Consider the following 19,065-nt stretch of genomic DNA (forward strand, 5'->3'; position numbering starts at 1 on the left):
GGAGTCGAGTAGGTGGATGTGCGAGTTGTCCAGAAGGGGCGTGCAGACTGGGACAGCGAGCATGTAAAAGCTCTATAAGCTATCAAATCGACACAGTGCTCTCCCGGCTTCCCCAGGTCACCGAGACTTCCTGGCAAGGGGACCCGACCCTTTTCCCGGTTACAAGCATCGAATAACTATCTGTACCTCGCTATTCCGAATGCCGTTGTCGGTGATTACTTTTCTGGCATGGAAGGTTCCAAAGACGCCGCGTCCACGAAGAAGGTCGGCCCTGTAGAACTGCTCAACATCCGGGAAAAGTCCTGGTCCAGACGTCTACGAGGGTCATCCCTGATCGCGGAGGTCGACGTCAAGGACGCCTACAGCGAGCAGGTGGCGTCGGTTCTCGGCAAGGTCTACGAGAAGTGGACTGGTAACAGGCGACGGCCCGCTGACTTCTTCGTGCAGTGGCCCTCCTGCGTGGCGGTCGCCGTCACCGGGGTCGCCGCCCGGGGTTACCAGCGAGGGACGTTCTGGCCCGAGCTCTGGAAGGCCGTCCGTTACAGAGGACTGCCGGAGGACCAGACCATCTGGGGGAAGGGCTTCAGAGCGGCGCTCGCCACCCTCGGGATGCCCGCCTTCCCCGACATGTCGATGCCCTACCTGGGCCCGATCCTGATGCACACCGGCATCCCGACCTACTGCCTGGAGGACTACTTCCGGCTGATCACCCAGCGCAGAACCGTTGACAGGGGACTGGATGCCGAGGGCTTCCTCGCCTGGGCGACCGCCTCGGGCCTGGAGAAGCGCCTCCAGGAGCTCGACGTGCCCGCGCGCCGCTTCCTGCAGCACGGCACTGAGTTCGCGCTGGACTTCGTCGAGCGCAGCTTTGACCTGCTCGACCGGCTGGGGGACTCTGCCCCCGATCTCGACGGCGTTGGCCTGCCGCCCCGGGTGGTCGGCCGCGCCCAGGAGCTGGCGGCCGAGGGACGCCTCACGCTCACCGCTCCGCGCTCGTCCGGCGGAAAACGGATACGGAGCGAACAACCCAGGATCGCCCTCGACCCCTTCGGCCGCGGTGTCGAGGTGGTCCTGCCCGCGATCAGCGAGACCCCCGACGGGATCGCGCGCTGGAACGTCACCGCCGACGGGGTGACCACCACGGTCCGCAGCCAGGCCCAGTGGGTGGGGACGGCCGAGGGTGCCCCCTCGACCGGCTTCGGCCTGCTGCGGCCGGTCCGTACGGTGGTGGTCGCCCTGGCCGGCTGGCAGCACCAGAGCGAGCTGTCCGTCGTCGACCCGGCCGCCCCCCTGCTGGTCTTCGCCGAGGACGGCCGCCTGCTGCCGTCCAGCCTGCCGCTCCCACCCGACGTGGTCTGGGTCGTGCATCCCGACGAGCACGAACTGGTGGCGGACAGCCCGCTCGCGGTGACCGTCGAGGGGCAACTACCGCTGGGCTGGGAGGGCTGGTGCCTGCGGCAGGTCTCGCTGCGGGGCGTGCGCTCGGTCGAGCTCGCCGAGATGCCCGCCTGCCGCCGTACCGTGCGCGGCTACTCCCACCCCCGGATCGTCACCGGCGACCCCGTCCGAGGGGTCGCCACGCCGTACGGCTCCCCGGTCTATCCGCGCCCGCCGGAGATCTGGTTGCCGGGCGAGTCCGGCGCGGACACGACCTGGCTGATCGAGGTGCGGTCCAGCGGGAGTGACGTCGTCGTCGCGTCGCGCTCTCAGACGATCAGCGGGCCCACCACGGTCACCGGCCTGTGGGACTCGCTGCCCCGGCCCCTGCTCGGTGCCTTCGACCTCGCCGTACGCGGTCCGCTGGGACGCGGGGCCAGGCGTACGGTGTTCGTCGCCGAGGGACTCGACGTGCGGTTCACTCCACGGGTTCGGGTGTTCGGCCGCTCTGGTCTGGCCGAGGGCAGGGCCGAACTGTCGGCGGCCATCGGGGCCCTGGCCAGTCCCCGGGTGCTCTCCTTCGACGCCGACCGGCTCGCGGGCGTGATCGAGTACCGGACCGAGACGGAGTCCGAACCTCTGGTGGTCACGCCTCCGCACGTTCAGGTCATGCACGAACGGGCCGCCGAACCGCCGGGGTGGCGGGCGGGTCCGCTGCGGATCACCTCCGACGTGTTCGCCGACGGCCCCGGCGCCCTGCTCGTCCGGGTCCCCGAGGCGCGCGTGCTGCCGAGGCTGCGAGTGGTGGTCGGGGAACGGATCGTGCAGGAGATTTTCTCCAGCGGCCGGGTCCAGGAGGGAACGGCCCGCTACGACCTGGTCAAGCTCGCCGACACGGTGAACGAGCACCAGCGGGCCGACCTGCTGCTGGACGTGGGCAAGGAGGTCATCAGGGCCGCGAGCATCCGTCCCCGGCGGCTCGCGCAGAGCGTCGATCGGGTGAACAGGCACCTCCAGCTCGCCGGATTCGTGCCCGTTGAGGGGCTGACCGCAGGGATCTACGCCGTTCGGGCGCCCTGGCGGGAGCCGCTGATCGTGCCGGTCGAGCAGGACGGCAGGATCCCCCTCCTCCCTGAGTTGGTCGACGCCGGTCCCCTCCTGCTCTGCCTTCAGGTGGACGACCCGTGGGTGCCGGTCGAATGGCCGCGCTGGCCCGACCACTATCTGACGGTGGGTGGCGAAGGTCACCTGGTGAGCGAGGATCCGGAGGAGACGGCGCTCTCCCGTTTCGTGGCGGGGGAGGGCGGGTTTCCGAACGAGGTCGACGACCTGCGGCGGGTCTGGACCGCGCTGGATCTCATGCATCAGCTCAGGTCCTCCTCCGACGTGCAACGGTTCCGGCTGCACTGCTCCGGGCCGCTGCTGCAGCGGCCCGCCGACGCGCTGGTCGCGCTGGTGGAGCTCGGCTTCGAACCGGACCGCACGGTGGTGGCCCTCATCACTTCGGGGCTCGCGGCGACGGCCGTACCGGACCTGGAACAGGCCGGTGCGGCGCGGAGGATGTGGCCGCTCGCACCGGCGGCGGCGGTATTGGCCGGAGATCTGTCGGACGCCGACTGCTTCTCGGCGGCGGAACGACAGTGCGGTGCGGCGCTGGCCGAGATCACGGAGAAAGGCGTCGACCCATGGGCTGGAGTGGGGCGCTTCGGTTCCGAGGTCGAAAGGATGGTCCACCTGACGTCCCAGCAGATCGAGGGCATCTGGCGAGCTGCCAACGTCGTCCCCCAAGCGCTGCTCGACGTCGACACCCGGGCGTCGGCGGCGCGCAGGCTTTTCGACGCCCGAGGGGAGGAGGGGTTACGACCGGTCAGCCAGATCGCCGCGCACGCGGTCACGTCGGCGCGGTCGGTGCTGGGACGACCGGTTCTGCTGGGCCAGGTCGATCGGCGAAGGCATCCGGCGGACAAACGCGGCTGGTACTCCCTGCCCGCGGCCTCGACGGCGTTCGCGCTCCTTGCCAGGCTGGCAGCCAGGGGGGACGCGGACTGCGTCCGCGCCGAACAGCTCTTCCGCGCTGACTGGGCCCGTCTCGCCGCGGTGGCACCCGACCTCGTGACGATCGACCTCGTACTCGCCGAGCTTCTGATCGGCGCAGGGAAGAAGGAGACGCAGTGAGCGACACGCTCGACCCGCTGAGCACCAGCGGCCTCATCGTCGAGAGCTACCGCCGGTATCTGCGGTCGCTGCTTCCCGTCCGCGAACCACAGATCGCGCGGGCGCTGGCGGCGGAGATCTCCGCGAGTCCGATGCTGACGAAGGGGCCGCTGCTGGAGGCCACCCCGCCGTACGCGACGGGGGCCACGCTTCTCCAGCTCATCGACGAGGGCGTGCTCGATCCGGCGTTCCGCCTGCTCGCAGGGAAGGACCTGCCACTGGAACGGCCGCTGTACCGGCACCAGGAGACCGCGATCCGCAAGGCCGGGCAGGGCCGGAACCTGGTGGTCGCCACCGGAACCGGTTCCGGCAAGACCGAGAGCTTCCTGCTGCCGATCCTGAACTCGCTGATCGTCGAACACGCGAGCGGCGACCTCGGCCCCGGGGTGCGGGCACTACTGCTCTATCCGATGAACGCGCTGGCCAACGACCAGCTGAAGCGGCTGCGCAGGCTTCTGGCGAACGTCCCGCAGATCACCTTCGGCCGCTATACCGGAGACACGCCGGAGAGTGCGCGGGAGGGCGCGGAGAACTTCGAGGCCCTCAACCCCGGCGAACCGCGCCTACCCAACGAGCTGCTCAGCCGGCAGGAGATGCGGGAGAGCCCCCCGCACCTCCTGCTGACCAACTACGCCATGCTGGAGTACCTCCTGCTCCGGCCCGATGATCTGTACCTGTTCGAACAGCGCAGCTGGCGGTTCGTCGCGCTGGACGAGGCCCACGTCTACGACGGCGCCAAGGCGGCCGAGCTGGCGATGCTGTTGCGCCGCCTGCACGACCGGGTGGCTCCGGAACGGCCGCTGCAGTGCATCGCCACCAGCGCGACGGTCGGCGACGACCCGGCACCGGTTACCGAGTTCGCCAGGAAGCTCTTCGATGTGCCGTTCGAGTGGGTGCCTGGCGACACCTCCCGGCAGGACCTGGTCACCGCGACCCGGGTGAGGATGCCGGAGGGTCCGTTCTGGGGCCCGCTGCCCGCCGACGCCTACCGGGAGCTGGCCGAGGCCGCCGACCCGGCCGCCGACCTGCTGGTGCTGGCCAAAGAGCGGGGTTTCGCCGCGGACGACCCCGGCATGGCTCTCGCTCACGAGCAGGGCATGGCCGAGCTGCGCCAGCGCCTGGCCGCGGGACCGGTTCCTTTCGCGGATCTCGCCGGGCTGCTCTTCGACCCGCACGAGCGACCGGCGGAGACGCTTGCCGCGCTGGTCGCGGTGGGCAGCAAGCTCCGTGACCTGGCCGGCTCGCCCGTGCTCTCCGCCCGCTACCACCTCTTCGCCCGGGCGACCGAGGGCGCGTTCACCTGCCTCACTCCCGCCGGGCCGCACGTCTCCCTGGGACGTCACGAGACCTGCGAGTCGTGCCAGGGGGCCACCTTCGAGTTCGGTGCCTGCAAGCGGTGCGGCGCGGTTCATCTGATCGGCGCGGTCCGGGCGGACGGCGCCGACTACGTCTTCGCGCCGAGGATCAAGCGTGACGAGCGCAGGGTGTGGCTGCTCCTGGGCGACTCCCCGGTGCTGGCCGACGAGGACGACGAGATCGACGAGATCGGCAGCTCGACCGAGGTCACCGGGGACGACGCGTTCCTCTGCGCGGGCTGCGGCGGGCTGCACCTGTCGCCGAGGCTCGTCTGCGGGCGGGCCGGCTGTACGGCGACCTCCCTCTGGCCGGTCCGCCGACTCAACACCCATCAGGACTCCCCATCCGGCTGCGTCGCCTGCGGGGCGAGGGGGCAGGGGATGGTCAGGCAGTTCGAGAGCGGTAACGACGCGGCGGTGGCCGTCCTCGGCACCGCCCTCTATCAGGCGCTGCCCCCCGCCGCCGAGGAGGAACTGGCCGACCAGCCGGGGGAGGGCCGCAAGCTGCTCTCCTTCAGTGACAGCCGTCAGGCCGCCGCGTTCTTCGCCCCGTACCTGGAGTCCAGCTACGAGAGCATCCAGCACCGCCGCCTGATCCTCGAAGGGTTGAAGGCGGCCACCCGGGACGACGACGCGGTCAGCGTCGCCGACCTCACCTACCAGGTGGCGAAGGCGGCGGACCGGGCCCATGTGTTCACCCGCCGCACGTCCGCTCAGGAGCGCAGGCGCAGAGTGGCTCTGTGGATCATGCGGGAGCTGGTGGCCATGGACGATCGCCAGTCCCTGGAGGGGCTCGGGCTGCTCCACGTCGACCTGGACAGGGAACGCCGGTGGCCGGTGCCACCAGGGTTAAGGGCATTAGGGCTCTCCGACGGCGAGAGCTGGGCGCTGCTGACCGAGCTGCTCCGCAGTGTCAGGCAGCAGGGTGTCCTGACCATGCCGGACGGGGTTGACCCCAGGGACGAGGCGTTCGACCCGCGCCGGGGCCCGATCTACCTGAGAGAGGACGGTTCGGAACCCGCCAGGAAAGTGCTGAGCTGGCTGCCCACCCGGGGGATGAACCGGCGGCTGGACTACATGCGGCGGGTGCTGGAGGCTTTGGGGCCCGCCGGTTTCGCCGCGGATCCCAAGGAGGTGCTTCGCGGCTGCTGGAAGCTGATCACCAACCAGCGGGACGGCTGGCTGAAGACGGACACCGTCCGGTCGCTCGGCACGCTGCGGCAGATCGACCACGACTGGCTGCGGTTCGCGCCCGCCTCGCCGGAACGGCCGTCGCACCGGTGCAACGTGTGCCGCCGAGTCGCCTCAGTCTCGGTACGCGGCGTCTGCTCGACGATGGGCTGTCGAGGCACGCTGCAACCGTTCACCATCCCGCCTCTGGCAGAGGACGACAACCACTACCGCGTCGTCTACCAGTCGATGCGGCCGGTGCCGCTGGTGGCGCGCGAGCACACCGCCCAATGGACCAGCCTGGAGGCGGCGGCCATCCAACAGGGGTTCCTCCGCGGTGAGGTCAACCTGCTGTCCTGCTCCACCACCTTCGAACTCGGGGTGGACGTCGGTGAACTGCAGTCGGTGCTGCTGCGCAACATGCCGCCGACGACCGCCAACTACGTCCAGCGCGCCGGACGGGCGGGGCGCAGAACGGACTCGGCCGCGCTGGTGGTGACCTACGCGCAGCGGCGTTCCCACGACCTGTCCCGCTACCAGAACCCCGCCTCGATGATCGCCGGGCAGGTGCGCGCGCCGTACGTCCCGCTCGGCAACGAGCGGATCGACCGGCGGCACGCGCATTCGATCGCCCTTTCGGCGTTCTTCCGGCACGCGAAGAAGGTCGGCGGCGAGACGTGGACGACGGCCGGTGAGTTCTTCCTGCCGGAGAACGGCGGGGTGGCCGCCTCACGGGTCCGGTCCTTCCTCTCTCCCGTCCCCCGAGACGTCATGGAGTCGCTGCTGCGGGTGCTCCCGCCAGAGGTCCAGCGGGAGATCGGCGTCAACACCGGCACCTGGGTCGACGTCCTGGCCGACCTGCTGGAGGAGATCAGGGCCCAGCTCGCCCTCGACGTGGAGATCTTCGAGGAACGTCGTGTCGAGGCCTTCAACGCGCGCAAGGATCACCTGGTCAGCCGGTACGCCAAGACCATCAACACCCTGGTCAAGCGCAACCTACTCGGTTACCTCGCCAACCGGAACGTGCTCCCCAAGTACGGTTTCCCGGTCGACACGGTCGAACTGCGCACCTCGTACTCCGGTGAGGCAGTAGGTGCCAAGCTGGAGCTCACCCGGGATCTGTCCGCGGCGATCTACGAGTACGCGCCGGGCTCCGAAGTCGTGGCAGGGGGACTGCTCTGGCGATCTGGTGGCGTCTACCGGCTGCCGGATCGCGAACTCGTGGGCAGGCACTACCTCATCTGCGAACACTGCCAGCACTATCGGGAGGGTGACGAGCAGCTCGACCCGATCTGCCCGTCCTGTTCGACGGTGGCGCGGAACACGCCGCGGCAGTACTACGTGCCCGAGTTCGGCTTCGTCGCGGAGTCCAGCCCGTCGAAGACCACCACCACGCCCCCCAGGCGGAGCTGGAACGGGGCGACCCATGTCCTCTCCCTCGCGGCCGAGGTCGAGGAGTTCGAATGGCGGGCCGCCACCGGCGGGACGATCCGTGGCCGAGCGGGTAAGCGGGGACGGTTGATAGCCCTCTCGGAGGGGCCGACCGGGGCTGGTTACCTGATCTGCGACTGGTGCGGCGCCGGCGTGCCGCTGACGAAGAAGGTGGTCAAGTCCCACCCTCACCTGCTGCGCGGTACGGAGTGCACCGGAACGCTCCGGCGCCGTTCGCTCGCCCACCCCTACGAGACCGACATCCTGGCGCTGGACTTCGACCATCTCGTCGTACCGCTCGCCACCAATACGGCCGGCTGGCACTCGCTGCTCTACGCGATGCTGGAGGGGGCGGCGGAGGAGCTGGAACTGAGCCGGGACGACATCGGCGGCACGCTGTACGCGCGCCCGGGTAACCGGATCGGGCTCGTGATGTTCGACGCGGTGCCCGGGGGAGCGGGCAGCGTGCTCCGCATTGCCCGGGCCCTGGACGGCGTCATCAGGGCGGCTTACGCCAGGGTGTCCAGTTGCGACTGCGGTGAGGAGACCTCCTGCTACGGCTGCCTGCGGAGTTTCCGCAACCAGGCCCACCATGAGGACCTCAGCCGCGCGGCGGCCCTCGGCATACTGGGCCCGCTGATGGCGGTTGGCATCGGGGACGATGCGCAGGTAGGCATCGCCGGGTTTCATCAGGAGGTTGCCCGGTAGTTTCCGACAGCACCGGTGGCCGTGTCGGGACCGCGCGGGGGGCTGGATTCCACCACCGCGCGGTGGGCGGGCGGCGCGCATCGGGTCGTTCGCCCACCACGCGTGCACCGGATGAGTGAACGACCCAGATCGGCGGGTGCAAGCTATGCGGACGAGTGTAAGCCGGGCGAAGGGCTTAGACCGGCTGGAGCGGGGGTGTGAGTCAAACGGGTGGGCGTGACTCAGGCAGGGGCGGGGGAGAGAGGCGCAGGGCGGTGGCCGTACCGTCGATCAGGGTTCGGAGGCCGTGTTCGAAGGCGTCCTCAGCGAACGAGCCGCCGCTCTGGCGGAACGCCGTGAGCAGGGTGGCCTCCATGCCCCCGTCGAGCAGTTCGGCCAGCGCCGCGAACCGGTCCGCGGGCGTGCCCGAGGACGCCTGGCGTTCGGTCTGCTCCTGCAGGACGCACCCATTGACGTAGCGGGTGAGGGCCGTGATCGTGCGCAGTGCCAGGACCGGGGTGAAGCCACGGCGGACCATGGCGGTCAGCTCCTCGTCGAACATCCTGATCGTCGCCGGGCTCAGGCTCGCGGCGTTGGCGACGAGGCGGGCGCCGTCGCGGTGGGCGCGCAGGGAGTCGCGGTACGCGCGGGCCCGGCGGGCGAGCCAGTCCTGCCAGGACTCGCCCTCGCGGGGCGGTCCCATCCCGGCGGCCAGGACGATCGCGTCGGCCATCCCGTCGAGCAGCTCCTGCTTGTTGCGCAGGTGCCAGTACAGGGCGGGTGACTGGACGCCCAGCTCCGAGGCGAGCCGCCGCACCGTCAGCCCGTCCAGGCCGACCTCGTCGAGCAGCCGCAGCGCCGTATCGATCATCATCTGCCGGGTCAGGCCGGCCCCCCGCTTGTTCTCTCCCATCGGTTGACACCTTAGCAGCGCTAAGGAAACATGACGGCGACGCGCACTTAGCGCTGCTAAGGAAAACTCGCGTGCCGGACATCCCGAGGATGCCGGCCGTGGAGGGGAGAGCCATGTCCACCATGCGGGAACAGCGCCTGACGAGGGCGCTGCTGACCTGCGGTGCCGTAGCCGGACCGCTGTTCGTCCTCGTGGTCGTGATCCAGGACTACACGCGCGCGGACTTCGACCCCCGGCGGCAGCCGCTCAGCATGCTGAGCCTGGGCGACCTGGGGTGGATCCAGATCGTCAACTTCGTGGCCACCGGGCTGCTGAACATCGCGTTCGCGGCAGGGCTGTGGCGGGCGCTGCGTCCGGGCCGCGGCGGGACCTGGGGTCCGTTACTGATCGGCGCGTACGGGATCGGCCTGGTCGCCGCCGGTGTCTTCCGCTTCGAACCGGCGTGGGGCTACCCGCCGGGCGCGCCGCAAGGCCTTCCCGACGACCCAGGGCTGGGCTACATCCTGCACGGCGCCGCCTTCGGCGTGGTGTTCGTCTCGCTGGTCGCGGCGTGCTTCGTCTTCACCCGTCACTTCGCCGTACGGGGAGAGCGCGGATGGGCGCTCTACTGCGCGGCCACCGGCGTGGCGCTTCCCGCCCTCTACCTGCTGGCGGGGCTGCTGTCGGACGGCGGCGAGAACTCCCGGCCGCTGAGCCTGCTTCTGCGCGCCATCGCGTTCCTGGGCTGGGGATGGGCAGCGGCGCTCGCGGTGCGGGTGCGCGGATCTCACCTGCCGACCGGCCGGGGGTTATTCGAGCAGGTCACAGAGGTTGGGGCCCAGGTCGTCGCCGACCATGCGCAGGGCGGTCTCGGCACGGGAGGCAAGGGCGATGGGGGAAACCCCAGTGACCAGGTGGGCATGGGTGAGGCGGTCCAGAGCGGCTCCGACCAGCGGAGCGGTCACACGGAGGGCGGCGGGGAGCACGACACCCCCCGCAGAGCCGCCGTGCAGCACGATGTTGCGGCAGCGGTACAGGCGCCTGAGCGAGGCCTCCGCATAGAAGCGCACTCGGTCCAGCACACGCCTCTCGTCGGCGAGCAGCTCGCGCAGGCGCAGGACGGAGGCGACGTCGCTGCCGGTCCGCCAAGAGCGCACGAGGGGAAGTGAACCTCCGCTCCTCAGCTCGGTGGCGATCACCGCTGCCCGGCTCCGGTTCGACTCGCACGCTTCGAGGCGGGAGGTGAGGTCGTCGCCCTTCACCTCCCGAATCCGGTAGGAAAGCGCGGTGAGATCGGCGCGTTGCCAGGAGTCGGAGACGAGGGCGGCGGCCACCACTTCTCCTGCTCGTCGGGGTCGCGGGCCTCGGTGAGCAGCGACTCCAGAGCCGCCCAGCCTCCGGCGATCGCGGGTGCGAGCGGTCCCTGGTTGAGCGCGGAGGCGATCTCCAGGGCATCGTCGAGCGTGCTCCTTGCCTGCTCGCCGAAGCGTTGCGTCTCCCCGCCGACCATGTAGAGCTGACGTTCGGCGGCGAGCGACAGCACCTGGGCTCCCCTGGCGGGCGGCTGCAGCGGGACCGGCTTGGTCTCTCCGGTGACGTAAACGTCGCCGAGGGGGAGAACCGGCCCGCTCGCGGCGAACCTGGCCCTGGCCTGCATCCGCTCGACCAGGTCGGAGACGATCTCCACGGCACGGGTGGAGTCTCGCGCCTCGACGGTGAAGACCAGCGAGCCCACGATCCGCTCTGGAGGCTTGAGCCCCGCCTCCGCGATCAGCATCTGCGTCTCGGCAGCCGCCCGCCAGTGCGGCAGATGCCCGGTCAGCTCCTCGTGTCTGTGCAGGGTGTGGAACGGGACGACGACGTGTCGGCCGCGCGGCGGCGTGGCGATCAGGGTCGCCGCCTCCGAGAGCAGGTCCGTGGCCGAGAGGTTCTGGCGCCCGTCGCGGAGCCAGCGTTGCAGGCCGGAGAGGCTGTGCCCGCTGTCGAGCAGGTGGGAGGCGATGGCACGGGCGACCCTTTCGGGTGTAGGCGGGGCGTCGACGGCGACGCAGGTGGCCCAGCGGTCCAGGTAGCCGGGGCGTGCGATGTCGATGAGGTGGCGCAGCTTGCGGCGTTCGTCGCTGGCGAGCGTCAGGGTGGTCTTGACGCATTCCTGCAGCTCGCGCCGGTAGGTCCCGGACCCCATCGCCGGGTCGTTGCCGAGGAGCCGCTCCATGGTGTGGCGCTGCCAGTCGACCGCGCCCTGCGACAGCACCCTGCGATCGACCCAGATGCCCGCCTCGTGCAGCTCCTCCAGGGCGAGGAGAGAGCTTACGTCCCAGAGTCGGCGTGTCCACGGGGTGGTGACGCTGCTGAAGTCGAGGAGCCGGGTCGTGACATGCCGTGAGTAGGCGGACCGAGGGTCACGCCCGATGGGGATCGCGTTCATGGCGGCGCAGCCTCGGGTGGGGAGAACAAGGGGGAAGAAAAGAGGGCGCGGTCCGAAGACCGCGCCCTCAGGGGCATGAAGCCCCGGGTAAGCATGTGCTCGCTTTCGCGACTCCCCGAATATACCCCGCATCGCGCTGATCGATCGCGATTTTTCGCGAAGCCTCGGCTACCGTCTCGCATCCCTGGGGTACCGGGAGGGACACGACCTCCTCGGGGCGTGGGCGTCGCCCCACAGCATCCTGGAGCTTTCGGTCAGGATGATCATCGCTAAGGGCGTAGAAGCTCTTACGGAGGCCGGGCAGTGTGGTCATCGTTACCTGCCCCGCCCCGCCCCGTTCCGTCCGATCATGTTCGTTGGCTGACCGGTTTCACGCCGACGCCCCCGATGAGATGTTCCGAGTGGTCGTTCACTGGATCTTCGCCCAGTAAATCCTTGGCGTTGAGAAGCGTGTGTATGCGCGGTAGGTACATATGTCTCATCCGTAAAATATCGATGTCGCTGACCGAATCATTCGCGGGCGGGGAGTATATGCAGAGCCACCGACATTTTTGACAAGGCTGCTCTTCGTCTCGCGATCGATGCGCCGGTCTGCAGGTTGTATTAGCTGCTTGAACTGGGAGAACAGGGGGTGGTCCTTAGTTTCGGGTTTGTTTCGATGACAGCTTTCTTTGAGCATAGGACACCGCTTGGAACGCGAAATGTGAGGTCTCCGTTACGCTACCGATTGTGAAAGCTATCCGGCGCCCATGATTATGTCTTTACTTTCTTGCTGGTTCCATGTGAAGATCACTCCGGCCCAAGACCGTTTACCGGAAAGGTTAGAGTGAAACCGCAGAAACCAAGACCTGGCGTTCTGTCCCGTAACCGTCGCAGTGCCTCACTGATAGTCGCATTGGGACTGTCCACCTCGCTGCTCGTGGCCCCCGCCGCGGCCGACCCCACCCCGACACCGGCGCCCGTCTCTCCTGTGCCGCGACCGGCCGCCACCCCTGATCCAGTAGAGACAGCACAGCGGGAGGCGAAGCGGCAGAACAAGCAAGTCGAGATCGGCGCCCTCCACACCGAGAACTCGACGACAGTGGCCAACAGCAACGGCAAGACGCTGGGCACGTACGTCTACAGTGCGCCCATCCGGGTCAAGAAGGACGGAGCCTGGGCGGCGATCGACACGACCCTGGTGGAGGAGGGCGGGGCCGTCCGTCCCAAGGTCTCCAAGGTGGAGGTGACCCTGTCGGCCGGTGGTGACACCACGCTGGCCAGGAGCAAGACGAATAAGGGCGAGGCGGCGGTCAGCGCGCCGACCGCGCTGCCCAAGCCGGAACTGTCGGGTAGCACGGCCACCTACCGGTCGGCTTACGGTCCCGGAATCGACCTGGTCGTCACTGTCACGCCCACCGGCCTGCGCCAGGAGGTGGTGATCCCCCAGCGTCCGGTTGGAAAACTCGACCTCCGCCTTCCGGTGAAGCTGCCGACCGGGGTGAAGTACGGCAAGGACGCCTCGGGCAAGCCGACCCTGCCGACCGTCGACAGCGACGGCAAGGCCACCCCTCTGACGCCGGCTCTGCTCCTGGACAAGACGGCGGCGAGTCCCGAAGCGCCGCCGGACGCCGGGCGGATGAGCACCGTCGCGGCCACGGTCGAGCAGACCGGCAAGGGCCCTGTGCTGCGCTACACCCCGGATGAGGTCTTCCTGGCCGACCCCGCGACCACCTACCCGGTCACGCTGATGATGGACTCCACCCCGTGGTACGGCGCGGGCATGCCCGTCGCCGACACCTTCATCAACAACGGCACCTGGGGCACGGGCGCTCCCAACCAGTACATGGACGCGCTGGTGGCGGGCAAGACCAACGACGGGGCGGTCTGGCGTAGTTACGTGCGTTACGACCTTACCAACGCGCCCTTCTACGGCTTGCACGTCATTGACGCCGACCTGCGGCCGTGGAACTACATCACTCACGCCTGCGGCGCCGAGGTCGGTGAGATCGCCGTTCGCCGCATCACCAGCAGCTGGACGATGAGCAGCCTGCGCTGGAACAACCAGCCCTCGGTCACCACCAGCGGCCAGGGCACCAAGGGCAGCGGCGTGGGCCGCGTCAACACCAACCCGCCCCGATACTGCTCAGACCCGGCTCAGGAGGTTTACTACTCCATCGAGAACATCGTCCGGGCGTGGGCCGGCGGCGAACCCAACTACGGCCTGCAGATCGGCGCCCTCAACGAGGGGGGCCCGCTCAACTACCGCGAGTACCTCTCGGCGGAATGGGCCGGGATAGATGGCCGTGGGCCGGTGCTGTTCGTCGAGTACGAGTCACCGCCTCAGACGGTCGAAGTCGACACGTTCCAGTATGGCCAGTTCGAGGCGACGCCAGAAAATCTGGCCGAGATGCGCTCTCGGCAGACCGACACGGAGGATCAGCCGTTCACGAACCCCACTGACGAAGAGGCTCGCGACGCGGCGTTGAACTCCTCGGAACGCGTCATCGTGGATGCTCGTACGCTCCAGTCACCGAGTGATCTCACAGAGGAGGAGATCGGGTGGGAGCACGAGGACGAGGGTCCTGGCTACGAGGAAAGTGAGGATCCTCCTTCCAGTGATCCGGACACCATCGCCCCCTCGGTGTTCACCAATCCCGCCGCAGGTGAACGCGACATTTCTGTGAACACCACGATCCGCGCCGCGTTCACCGAACCTGTCACAGGCGCCGTCTTCGCTCTGAAGAACCCGTCCGGGGCCGATGTCGCCGTGACGATCACCTCTGTGGGTGAACCCGATCAGGGATGGGAGCTTGCTCCCGGGCAACCTCTACAGGCGGGAACGGTCTACCGTATCGAGGTCAGGGCGGCCCGGGACGCGGCAGGCAATGTCATGGCCAACTACACCGCCTCCTTCACCACGAAGGGCAATGGCCCCACCCCCACCCCCTCCCCGACAACCTGCGCGGAACCCGCCTGGAACGCCGCTGCGGATTACTGGTACCGAGCCAAGGTCTCTCACAAGGGTCACCTGTGGCAGGTGGCATGGGAGTGGGCGGAACCCGGTGACGAGCCAGGTGTGCACGAGGTATGGGAGGACCTGGGCCCGTGCGGTGGATCGACTCCTAATCCGACGATCACACCAACGCCTAGCCCCACGCCGACGCCCACACGAACCCTGGACCCCCTGTGCGCGCGCTCACCCGCATGGAGCAGAGGCGCCACGTATTCGACGGGGACGTACGTCACGCACAGGGACTATGTGTGGGAGGCGTTGAAGCTTGGAAGCTGGGGGAGTCGAGGTGAACCTGGCGTCGACAGCAAAGGCTGGATATCCCGCGGTTACTGCTACAGCACTAGCTCCGGTGGATTGACCGCGCCTTCTTCGCAGCAGAAGTCGCGGAGCGAGACCATGGCGGTGATGGACGACGATTCACGTGTCGACGAGTGCTGGCGTAACAAGGCGGTAGCCTCCGACCAGGCCAGAGATGGGTATCTGGCGAGCAGGCTGAACTGGTGCGCCATCCATGACCTGTATTCGGGAAGTGCTCAGTTCGGCACGAGGACGATGGTCAACGGGATACAGGCCGACGTGACGATCATTGGCTTCACCTCTCCATCGGGGAAGGATAACACCAGGGAACGTTTCAGCGATTTTAGGATTTCGGTGAAGAACGTCGTTCCTGTCGGAGGAACCTACACGCAGAAGGCGTACATCGCCTTCGGTGCCAGAGTGAAGGGTGGTTCCTGCAAGGTTGTGGGAGATGCTTATCACCAGGCCAAGTGGCAGGACTGGAAAGCGGGGAAGACCGCCCAGTTCCGGATACTCTCCGATGAGGCCGGCGGAGCCGGAGAGGACAAGATCGAACGATGCCACCCCAAGTTTTATTCGAAGGTCTGGCTTCCTGACATCCCGTCGACCCCGGTGAGATACACCTGGAGCAACGCCAAGCCTCAGGTCCGGTGCGACTCGGCTTCCTACATCACCTCGACAAGGGGTGCGGGCTGCGTGTTCGACAAGGCACATCCGGTGTATCAGACCACGGAGACGCTCCCAGGGGACCCGTGGAGCGCCGGGGGGGATCCCGACAACGTCAACACTTCTTACCGTAACGTTCCAGGACATATCTGGACTGCGCTGAACAGGGCCCACCTTACTTTCCCGCAGATCCCGGGCAAGTACATCCCCGGTGGCGTCGCCGCCGGGCCCCCGCTCACCCGCAACGTCAGAAAATACTGGAAGAAGAAGAACAACACGAAGGTGCGCGCGCTATGTCGTGCGTTGTTCAGGGACTTCGACCGCAAGGATCCGGTTCTCGGCAAACCCGCGAAAATTGACGGGGTCGAGGTCCCCGCAGCGGATCGGCGAGTCTACGAGTGCGACGAATACCCCTTCGAGTCAACGATGCAAGGCGCATGGACGTCGGTCGAACGTATCAAGGGCACTCCTGAGCACGGCCGATACTCGGTCAGGCCGGTGTGGTGGCAGAACAACGGTGCCGACGGCCGTCAGCTCGGTGTTTTCTACCGGGATTCGAGAATCCTGGGCATAGACGGTAAGAAGCGAGATATCATAACCGACCAGTTCTCCGTCGAGGCGATAGCCCCTGGTCGTCAGCCGTAGAATGTAACCAATCGATATCGATGGGTGACCCCGGCGGGCTGTTCGCCCGCCGGGGTCGTTCCTGTTTCTATCATGTAGAAAGACTGTGATGTACGACGATGTTTCCGCGCGTTACCGTGACGTTGTTTCCTACTACCGCGAGCTGATCGAATATCGGGAGCATTTCTGCTACACCGTGACCACGCCTCTTGCCATCGGTGAAGCGGTTCGGCGCATCGGTATGCAGGAGGGAGATCTTCTCTCCGCTGAGGGGCATGACACGCTGGCCGAGGAGGGGTGCCTGCTCATCGGACAGGTCGGGCAGGCCGTTGTCACATTCGACGAAGCAGGAGTCGGACGCTTTCTTCGTGGCGAAGCTGCCCTGGCGGGAGGGTGTGATTATGGAATCGTGCAGTGGGACTCCTATAATTTGATGTTCGGCTACGTTCGCCGCGACGGCGGTGGCGGTAGCTGGGACGAGGAGCTACGCGATGATGAGGAGTCCGGGGAGGACATGGTCGCGGCCTTGCGGCGAGGGCCCCTCACGAAGTATGCCGACCTGTTCCAGCGCTATCTTCTGGCAGAAGAAGCCGATGACGAGGAAGGGGAGGACCCGACCTACTTGCAGGCCGTCATGCTGACCGTTCTCGAGCTGGAGACAGGCGTGCGACTCGATGCCCGAATCATCGGCGACCTTCCCTATGCTCTTCACGTTCCGCCCAGTTTGCGTTGAAAAGAGACATGATCGTGTTGCAGCCTTTCATCGGCCTCGAATTCGCCAATGAGCAAGGGCACGTCGAGGTGGTCCCAGAAGTCAGGGTTGCTTTTCTGGAGCCGGTCACCGGTACGCGGTTCGCTCTGAAGGATCCTGCCGGGCACGGTGTCGACATTACCGCGACTCCCGTGGAGGGTGATGACCCGGTCTGGGTGATCACCCCTGTTCATCCGCTTCTCCCGGGTACCACCTACCGTCTTGAAATCACGTCGGCTCGAGACATGGAGGACAACGTGGTGGCTGACTACGCCACCACGTTCACCACAGAAGGATGAGGGGAGTTCGCATTGGTGTCGACGGTCATGTGTGTTACGCCGCCCGTACTCCCTTGTCGCGGTATGGATTGGAAACTCATTCCGAGTGGCGGATGGGGGTAACTTATCGCGATGGCTTGGAGGGCCGGACGGCGCTGGTGAGCAACCGGTCGGCCGCGCCCGCGCCCGAATCGGAGGCGAACCGCTCGCGGAGATAGTCGAGGAAGGCTCCGCGACGGCTCCTGGTGAACATGCGGCTCTGCTCGCTCAGCACCTCCCCGTAGAGGTCCTCGACGTCGAGGTCGGCCGCGTTGTGCAGGTAGGCCACGCCTCTGAGCGCGTCATTCCGCCCCTCCAAGACCGCGACGAAGTCGGCGATGTATTCGCAGTAGTTCTCGACCTGGAGCACCGGGTGCAGCCGGGGACCGCCGGACACGCCTTCGACGAGCACGAGTTTGGGATCGCCCTCGAACAGCTCGGCCTGGCTCCACTGCTTCAGCTCCACCACCACGTACGCGTCACCGCCCGTGCGGCGGTCGACCCCGGCGAGGACCACGTCGGCGCGCTTGCTGGTCAGCGGGAGCTGGTACTCGACCAGCATCTCGACGGCGCCGAGCCCGGCGTCGACCAGGTCGCGGGCCAGGACGGGGAGGCTGCGGTCCCAGGACCTGCGCTCGGCGTCGGGGGGATTGATGCGCGCGGTCCTTCGGAGGTGCTCGGCGATGACTTCGCTCAACCGTCGTTCGGGAACCGAACCATCGGTGGCGAGCATGGCCAGACTTTCGGCGGAATGCCGAAATGCCGTCACGGACCTACCCCCAGGCAGCACGAGAGACTCGTGCGGTATGGGGGCGTGTCCGCGCTCAGACGATGAGCGGAAGCCCGTCGGGCCGCATCACTACGCCAGGCACATTACAGCGATCATCCGACAAAATCAGGCGAGCGGCGGGGCCTTCCTGGCCGACCCCCGGTAGGTCTCCGCGTCATAGCGCCGGTCGCTCTGGTCGAGCTTGGTGCAGGCCGCCTCGACGAGGTCGATCCCCAGCACGTCGGCGAGCCGGGTCAGATAGATCATGACGTCGGCCACCTCGGATCTGAGGCGCTCGGCGGCCTCGGGGTCGTCCATGACGCTCGCGGCCTCCTCGGGCGTCAGCCACTGGAGCTCCGCGAGCAACTCGCCGACCTCGCCGGCCAGAGCCATGGCCAGGTTCTTCGGCGTGTGAAACCTCTCCCAGTCCCTGACCTCGGCGAACCGCCGAAGTTTTCCGGCCAGCTCCTCAAGCTCTGTCATGAGAGCAAACTACCGGCAACGATGATCGACGCCACCGGCAACTCGTACGGGGCGGGGGTCACCTCGGCGAGCTCGTCGTGCCAGAGCTGTGACCGTTCGGCCCACACCCTCGAAGGCGGGATCAGCCGGAACCCGGCGCGGCCCGCAACGCTTCGAGTTCCTCGTTCATGGCGTCGAGGAAGGCGGCCGCGGCGCGCAGCTCCTCCGGGCCGAAACGCCGCAGGACGTTGTCCGTGCTGCGGCCGAGCGGACGGAAGAAGACCGCGGCGAGTTCCTGCGCCGCGCCGAGGTAGTGGAGGTGGACCACGCGCCGGTCGTGCAGGTCGCGGACCCGGCGGATGTGCCCGGCCCGCTCCAGCCTGTCGAGGCACGCGGTGACGGCGCCAGAAGTGAGGTTCAGCTCCTCCCGCAGCCGGCTCGGCGTGATCGGCGACGGGGCGTCGAAGATCTTCATCAGGGCCTGGACGTCGGTGGGGTGCAGCCCGTGCTCGTGGGCGAACTCGTGGGCGATGCGGTTGAACTCGGCGGTCATCCGTCGCAGTCGCACCGCGAAGGACAGGAGGTCGATGCCCTCCTCGTTGTCGCCGTTCATATCGCCATGCTACTTTA

11 protein-coding genes are annotated in these 19,065 nt (G+C 67.6%); 6 read left to right on the forward strand and 5 right to left on the reverse strand.

Annotated elements, in window-relative coordinates; all coding sequences use genetic code 11:
• Positions 1 to 228 precede the first annotated feature (228 nt).
• Both AB0G15_RS19550 and AB0G15_RS19555 read left to right on the forward strand, forming a co-directional pair.
• On the forward strand, positions 229 to 3,552 hold the full coding sequence (locus AB0G15_RS19550) for a hypothetical protein (RefSeq protein WP_362841430.1): 3,324 nt from the start codon (positions 229 to 231) through the stop codon (positions 3,550 to 3,552).
• Complete coding sequence (locus AB0G15_RS19555; protein ID WP_362841433.1) at positions 3,549 to 8,255, forward strand: DEAD/DEAH box helicase; 4,707 nt, start codon at positions 3,549 to 3,551, stop codon at positions 8,253 to 8,255. Before AB0G15_RS19550 ends, AB0G15_RS19555 begins: the two co-directional genes overlap by 4 nt.
• 202 nt (positions 8,256 to 8,457) lie before the next feature.
• Here the strand turns inward: AB0G15_RS19555 and AB0G15_RS19560 are convergent, their stop codons facing one another.
• Positions 8,458 to 9,147: a TetR/AcrR family transcriptional regulator C-terminal domain-containing protein gene (locus tag AB0G15_RS19560; RefSeq protein ID WP_362841436.1), complete on the reverse strand. Its 690-nt coding sequence runs from the start codon at positions 9,145 to 9,147 to the stop codon at positions 8,458 to 8,460.
• Positions 9,148 to 9,218: 71 nt separating this feature from the next.
• Between AB0G15_RS19560 and AB0G15_RS19565 the strand changes: the two genes are divergently transcribed.
• On the forward strand, positions 9,219 to 10,295 hold the full coding sequence (locus tag AB0G15_RS19565) for a DUF998 domain-containing protein (protein ID WP_362841438.1): 1,077 nt from the start codon (positions 9,219 to 9,221) through the stop codon (positions 10,293 to 10,295).
• Between the two features lie 89 nt (positions 10,296 to 10,384).
• Here AB0G15_RS19565 and AB0G15_RS19570 read toward each other — a convergent pair whose 3' ends face one another.
• Positions 10,385 to 11,554: a hypothetical protein gene (locus AB0G15_RS19570; RefSeq protein WP_362841441.1), complete on the reverse strand. Its 1,170-nt coding sequence runs from the start codon at positions 11,552 to 11,554 to the stop codon at positions 10,385 to 10,387.
• 895 nt (positions 11,555 to 12,449) lie between these two features.
• Here AB0G15_RS19570 and AB0G15_RS19575 point away from each other — a divergent pair.
• From AB0G15_RS19575 to AB0G15_RS19585, 3 genes are all read left to right on the forward strand, one after another.
• Positions 12,450 to 16,157 carry a DNRLRE domain-containing protein gene (locus AB0G15_RS19575; RefSeq protein WP_362841444.1) on the forward strand — a complete coding sequence of 1,236 codons (3,708 nt, stop codon included), beginning with the start codon at positions 12,450 to 12,452 and terminating at the stop codon, positions 16,155 to 16,157.
• 88 nt (positions 16,158 to 16,245) lie between these two features.
• Positions 16,246 to 16,869, forward strand: a complete 624-nt coding sequence (locus AB0G15_RS19580; protein ID WP_362841446.1) for a hypothetical protein — start codon at positions 16,246 to 16,248, stop codon at positions 16,867 to 16,869.
• A gap of 8 nt (positions 16,870 to 16,877) precedes the next feature.
• On the forward strand, positions 16,878 to 17,186 hold the full coding sequence (locus AB0G15_RS19585) for an Ig-like domain-containing protein (RefSeq protein ID WP_362841449.1): 309 nt from the start codon (positions 16,878 to 16,880) through the stop codon (positions 17,184 to 17,186).
• Between the two features lie 103 nt (positions 17,187 to 17,289).
• Here the strand turns inward: AB0G15_RS19585 and AB0G15_RS19590 are convergent, their stop codons facing one another.
• The 3 genes from AB0G15_RS19590 to AB0G15_RS19600 all read right to left on the reverse strand — a co-directional run bounded on the left by AB0G15_RS19590 (position 17,290) and on the right by AB0G15_RS19600 (position 19,048).
• Positions 17,290 to 17,937 carry a hypothetical protein gene (locus tag AB0G15_RS19590; RefSeq protein ID WP_362841452.1) on the reverse strand — a complete coding sequence of 216 codons (648 nt, stop codon included), beginning with the start codon at positions 17,935 to 17,937 and terminating at the stop codon, positions 17,290 to 17,292.
• A gap of 162 nt (positions 17,938 to 18,099) precedes the next feature.
• Positions 18,100 to 18,456 carry a nucleotide pyrophosphohydrolase gene (locus AB0G15_RS19595; RefSeq protein WP_362841455.1) on the reverse strand — a complete coding sequence of 119 codons (357 nt, stop codon included), beginning with the start codon at positions 18,454 to 18,456 and terminating at the stop codon, positions 18,100 to 18,102.
• 121 nt (positions 18,457 to 18,577) lie between these two features.
• Positions 18,578 to 19,048, reverse strand: a complete 471-nt coding sequence (locus AB0G15_RS19600; protein WP_362841458.1) for a MarR family transcriptional regulator — start codon at positions 19,046 to 19,048, stop codon at positions 18,578 to 18,580.
• Positions 19,049 to 19,065: the final 17 nt, after the last annotated feature.

This window comes from Streptosporangium sp. NPDC023825 (assembly GCF_040639575.1).
Lineage (GTDB): Bacteria > Actinomycetota > Actinomycetes > Streptosporangiales > Streptosporangiaceae > Streptosporangium.

Bases quoted from the DNA above. Each gene is read 5' to 3' on its own strand.
- AB0G15_RS19550 (WP_362841430.1), top strand. From the start codon at position 229: ATGGAAGGTTCCAAAGACGCCGCGTCCACGAAGAAGGTCGGCCCTGTA.
- AB0G15_RS19560 (WP_362841436.1), bottom strand. From the start codon at position 9,147: ATGGGAGAGAACAAGCGGGGGGCCGGCCTGACCCGGCAGATGATGATC.
- AB0G15_RS19570 (WP_362841441.1), bottom strand. From the start codon at position 11,554: ATGAACGCGATCCCCATCGGGCGTGACCCTCGGTCCGCCTACTCACGG.
- AB0G15_RS19580 (WP_362841446.1), top strand. From the start codon at position 16,246: ATGTACGACGATGTTTCCGCGCGTTACCGTGACGTTGTTTCCTACTAC.
- AB0G15_RS19585 (WP_362841449.1), top strand. From the start codon at position 16,878: ATGATCGTGTTGCAGCCTTTCATCGGCCTCGAATTCGCCAATGAGCAA.
- AB0G15_RS19590 (WP_362841452.1), bottom strand. From the start codon at position 17,937: ATGCTCGCCACCGATGGTTCGGTTCCCGAACGACGGTTGAGCGAAGTC.
- AB0G15_RS19595 (WP_362841455.1), bottom strand. From the start codon at position 18,456: ATGACAGAGCTTGAGGAGCTGGCCGGAAAACTTCGGCGGTTCGCCGAG.
- AB0G15_RS19600 (WP_362841458.1), bottom strand. From the start codon at position 19,048: ATGAACGGCGACAACGAGGAGGGCATCGACCTCCTGTCCTTCGCGGTG.